Origin of the sequence: Ferruginibacter sp. (assembly GCF_031430955.1) — a bacterium.
In the GTDB taxonomy this organism is placed as follows: domain Bacteria; phylum Bacteroidota; class Bacteroidia; order Chitinophagales; family Chitinophagaceae; genus Ferruginibacter.
The window spans coordinates 1-4,590 of record NZ_JANPCM010000673.1 but is presented as its reverse complement, the minus strand read 5'-3'; the positions used below and the strand labels follow the sequence as shown (position 1 = coordinate 4,590).

Here is a 4,590-nt window from a genome sequence, read left to right as displayed (position 1 = left end):
CTTAGGAAAAGTTAAGGAATTGAAAGGGTAAGATAATTGAAAAATGAAACCAATTATATTTTGAAATTTGTAACAATATCCGACTCTCACGGTTATCATAAACAGCTTAAACTTCCACCGGGTGATGCTTTAATTCATGCAGGTGATATTTCAATGAGAGGTGATGAACTATCAATAATTGATTTCTTACATTGGTACAGCCACCAAAATTATCAATACAAAATTTTAATTGCCGGCAACCACGATTTTTATTTTGAGAAAGCGTCAAACCACGAAATTGAAAAGATAATTCCTGAAGACGTGATTTATTTAAACGATAGCGGTGCAACAATTAACCATATTAAAATTTGGGGCTCTCCCATTACGCCCTGGTTTTTTGATTGGGCTTTTAACCGTTACAGAGGTGAGCAGATAAAGAGGCATTGGGATTTAATTCCTTTGGATACTGATATCTTACTTACAAATGGCCCGGTATCAGGAATTCTTGACAGTACTAAAAAAGGAGAACATGCTGGATGCGAAGATTTATTAAACAGTGTAAATAAAATTAAACCCCGTGTTCATATATGCGGACATATACATGAAGCTTACGGAACCGTAGAAAAAGCGGGCATTAAATATATTAATGCAAGTGTGCTGAATGAGCGGTATGAATAAATTAATGATCCGATTATTTTTGAGCTGTAATGTAAGAAGTTGTTTGAATTAATTTTACATAATTCAGTTTGGCTAAAGTCTATTGCATTTTCATTTCATTGTCACTATTATTAACAATAAACATTTCCCTACATTTGTTGCTTAAAATGCATTTATGAAAAAACACTTTTTATTGCTGGTAATTACCCTTTCTTTTATTGCCAGAGGTTTTGCCGATGAAGGTATGTGGCTGCCGCAACTGCTGGCTGCGTTGAATGAAAAAGAAATGAAGAGGATGGGGATGAAAATTAATGCCAGTGATATTTACAGTATAAGTAAAGGAAGTTTAAAAGATGCCATTGTAAGCTTTGGTGGTTTTTGTACTGCCGAGGTAATTTCAGATAAAGGATTGCTGTTAACCAATCATCATTGCGGTTTTGATGCCATACAAAATCATTCCTCTTTACAAAACAATTATATACGTGATGGATTTTGGGCTTACAACAACGGTCAGGAATTGCAAAACCCCGGATTATTTGCCACATTTATTATTAGTATTGATGAAGTAACAGCAACAGTACTAAATGGCATTACTACCAGCATGAGCGAAAGAGAAAGGCAAAGTGCTATTGATAAAAATATTGACGGGTATAAAAAAAATATAAAAAAAGAAAGCTACCAGGATATTGTAATCCGTCCGTTTTTCGAAGGCAATAAGTATTTTATGTTTATTACCGAAACTTATAAAGATGTACGTTTAGTGGGTGCCCCGCCATCTTCCATTGGTAATTTTGGCAAGGATACCGATAACTGGATGTGGCCACGCCATACGGGAGATTTCAGTATGTTCCGCATTTATGCAGGTAAGGATAATAAACCTGCAGATTACTCAGCCGATAATGTACCGTACAAACCTAAACGCAGTTTAAATATTTCTTTAGACGGCATGAAAGAAGGCGACTTTACAATGGTATTTGGTTTTCCGGGAAGAACAACAGAATATTTACATTCTGCTGCAGTAGAACAAATAATGAATGTTAGCGACCCTGCTAAAATTGCCATACGTGAAAAAGCATTGGATGTACTGAACAGTTTTATGCGTAAAGATGAACAAATAAAAATTCAATACGCAGCAAAATATGCAGGTATAGAAAATGCTTATAAAAAATGGAAAGGAGAAGTGCTGGGATTACGTTCCTCCAATGCTGTGGGTAAAAAACAAGAATTAGAGGGCAGCTTTGAAAAAATCGTTTTATCGCAACCGGCAATGAATATTGCTTACGCTGATCTTTTAAAAAAATTAAAACAGGCTTATGCAGATATAGAACCTTATGCTTTGGCCCGTGATTATTACAATGAAATAATTTCTAAAATAGAATTGTTTGGTATTGCTGCCAATGCCAATTCGGTAGTAACCGCTTTTACTAAAGACGAAGCTGCTTATAAAAAAGCTGTTATTGATATTAGTGAAAAATTAAACGGCACTTTTGCAGAATACAATCCCTCGGTTGATCAAAAATTATTTGAAGTATTGATGGAAATGTATGTAAACAACCAAAAGGGAGAAAATGTGTCGCCGCTGCTGAAAAAACTTTTGGCAGAAAATAGTAACTCGTATGCCGCATTGGCAAAATCTATTTATGGCCAAACTGCTCTTACTGATTTAAACAAGACAAAGAATTTAATTAATGGCGTTGCCACCAGCGGAATACAAACTGTAACAAACGATGCAGCCGCAGCTTTATACAGTGATATATTTAAAACCTATGTAACAACAGTATCACCAAAATTAAACGAAATACAAAATACCATTAACCAGTTACAACGCACTTACATGCAGGCGCAAATGGATGTATTTACCAAAAAAGTTTTTTATCCTGACGCCAACAGCACCCTGCGTTTAACTTACGGCAATGTAAAAGGATATACTGCAAGAGATGCCGTGCAATATAATTTTTATACTTACCTGGATGGAGTAATGGAAAAATATAAACCCGGAGATTATGAATTTGATGTGCCGCAAAAATTAATTGACCTGTATAGTAAAAAAGATTTCGGGCAATATGGTGTTAATGGAAAGCAACCTGTTTGTTTTATTGGTGCTAACCACACTACCGGCGGTAATAGCGGCAGCCCGGCCTTAGATGCATATGGCAACTTGGTAGGCTTAAATTTTGACCGCGTTTGGGAAGGCACCATGAGTGATATCAATTATGATAAAAATATTTGCAGAAACATAATGGTTGACATCAGGTATGTTTTATTTATTGTAGATAAATTTGCAGGGGCAAAAAATATTATTGCAGAGTTGAAGTTGGTGAAAAAGAAAAAATAAAGAAGTAGTGTAAGCCGTTAGTTTGTCAGGCTGAGGCACTGATAAAAAAAATAAGCACTTTGTTAATGACAAAATTTCGATTTCATTGGAGTGTCAGTCCCGATTGCAATCGGGATTGCCGAAGCCGATGGGCTTCTTTAAACCCGCTTTCGACAAGCTCAAGCTGACAGTCTAATAATTTGAAAGTAAGTGTTTTGCATACTGTGTCATTAGCAGTTTTTATATTTGATAAATCAATGCAGCAGATTTTAAAATGAAATTTCGTGATGCTATACAAAGTGATTTAGCAACCATTGTTGAAATTTATAATTCAACGGTTGAAAGCAGAATGGTTACTGCCGACACAACATTTGTAGCTGTTGAAAGCAGGCAATCATGGTTTGAGGAACATTCGCCGGAAAAACGTCCACTGTGGATGGTGGAAGATGACGATAAAAATATTATTGGCTGGGTTAGCTTTCAATCTTTTTATGGCAGGCCGGCTTATGATGCTACCGCAGAAATTAGTATTTACCTGCATCCTTTACAAAGAGGAAAAGGTTATGGAAAAGCAGTATTGCAATATTGTATAGACACTGCTCCCTCCTATAAAATAAAAAATTTATTGGGTTATATTTTTGCTCATAACGAACCCAGTCTGCAATTATTTATCAAATTAGGATTTGAAGAGTGGGGGCATTTGAAAAATATTGCCATACTTGATGGCATAGAAAGAAGTTTGAAGATATTGGGGAAACGATTATAAAAATAAAATAATTTTACTCGTCCTCGTCGGAGACGAGGACGTTTTGGTTGTGAGTCTAAAACTCATATACACTTTTATAAAAAATAATTAAACGATAGGAAAATATTTTTTATTGTACTTTTACTTTGTGTTTAACCAAACTCCATACGCACATTTCTACAGGCACTCCGCCTATATTTCCATTATGATGAATGGAACGTCGCAACCGCTTCAATAAAAGATGATAGAAATTACTGGTGTTGAATGGAGCCCTTCCATTGTCAGGATAAACGCTGCCAATGTCGCTCCCTAAAATTAATTAGCCCTTTACAAAAAAACTTGAAGCTGGAGCTTCAAGGCACAAAACATATTTTATGCAAATAGCAATTTTAGGCGCAGGCATGGTAGGCCGAGCCATGGCAATTGACCTTGCCAAAAATTATTCTGTTACTTCTTTTGATGTGAGTGAGCTATCGTTGCAACTCCTTGCACAAAAAGACAGATCCGTTTTAACAGTACAAACTGATCTAAGTGATTACAGTAATTATAAAATATTATTGAAAGATTTTGATTTTATAATTAGTGCGGTACCGGGTTTTATGGGTTATAAAACTTTAGAAGCCATTATTACGGCACAAAAAAATGTGGTGGACATTTCCTTTTTTCCGGAAGATGCTTTGCAGTTAGATGCGCTGGCAAAACAAAAAAATGTTACGGCTATTGTTGACTGTGGTGTGGCACCAGGCATGAGCAATTTAATTCTGGGCTATCACAATGCAAGGATGAGAATTGAAAGTTTTGAATGCATGGTGGGTGGACTGCCAAAGAAAAGAACAAAACCTTTTGAATACAAAGCCCCCTTCTCCCCTATTGATGTGTTGGAAGAATATACAAG

At 35.8% G+C, this 4,590-nt stretch carries 4 protein-coding genes; all 4 read left to right on the top strand.

Features of this window, described 5'->3' with window-relative positions:
- Positions 1-60 precede the first annotated feature (60 nt).
- Complete coding sequence (locus ACY65O_RS19230) at positions 61-657, top strand: metallophosphatase domain-containing protein (RefSeq protein WP_462222477.1); 597 nt, start codon at positions 61-63, stop codon at positions 655-657.
- Between the two features lie 154 nt (positions 658-811).
- Positions 812-2,971 carry a S46 family peptidase gene (locus tag ACY65O_RS19225; protein WP_462222476.1) on the top strand — a complete coding sequence of 720 codons (2,160 nt, stop codon included), beginning with the start codon at positions 812-814 and terminating at the stop codon, positions 2,969-2,971.
- Positions 2,972-3,224: 253 nt separating this feature from the next.
- A complete protein-coding gene (locus tag ACY65O_RS19220; RefSeq protein WP_462222475.1) occupies positions 3,225-3,716 on the top strand; it encodes an N-acetyltransferase family protein in 492 nt (163 codons plus the stop codon).
- Positions 3,717-4,069: 353 nt separating this feature from the next.
- Positions 4,070-4,590: saccharopine dehydrogenase family protein (locus ACY65O_RS19215; RefSeq protein ID WP_462222474.1), on the top strand; the 521-nt coding region annotated here is incomplete at its 3' end.

Bases quoted from the DNA above. Each gene is read 5' to 3' on its own strand.
- ACY65O_RS19225 (WP_462222476.1), top strand. From the start codon at position 812: ATGAAAAAACACTTTTTATTGCTGGTAATTACCCTTTCTTTTATTGCC.
- ACY65O_RS19220 (WP_462222475.1), top strand. From the start codon at position 3,225: ATGAAATTTCGTGATGCTATACAAAGTGATTTAGCAACCATTGTTGAA.